Source organism: Ferrovibrio sp. (assembly GCF_002796975.1).
Lineage (GTDB): Bacteria > Pseudomonadota > Alphaproteobacteria > Ferrovibrionales > Ferrovibrionaceae > Ferrovibrio.
The window spans coordinates 1-318 of record NZ_PEKV01000036.1 but is presented as its reverse complement, the minus strand read 5'-3'; the positions used below and the strand labels follow the sequence as shown (position 1 = coordinate 318).

Sequence of the window (318 nt, the reverse complement as noted above, 5' to 3'; positions counted from 1 at the left end):
GCACGCCCGGGCGTGGTGTGAGGAGGTCAACGCCGCTGTTCACTCCCAAACGAGCGCGGTCCCGGCGCAGCGGCTGGCCGTCGAGGTCGAGCTGCTGACACCGTTGCCGTCGCTGCGGCCTCACATCGGGCCGCCGCCGATCATGCGCAAGGTCGACAAGCTCGCCACCGTGCGGGTCGGCTCAGCCCGCTACTCGGTACCGGTGAGGCTGCGCGGGAGCGCGGTGGCGGTGCTCGTGGACGGGCCGCGGGTGCTCATCCTGGACCCGGGCAGCGGGATGGTCCATGCGCAGCACCCGCTCAAGGCACCTGGGGAGGC

1 pseudogene is annotated in these 318 nt (G+C 72.6%); it reads left to right on the top strand.

Annotation, left to right across the window (positions count from 1 at the left end):
* A pseudogene (locus CTR53_RS21095) lies at window positions 1–318 on the top strand (IS21 family transposase); the annotation flags it as partial.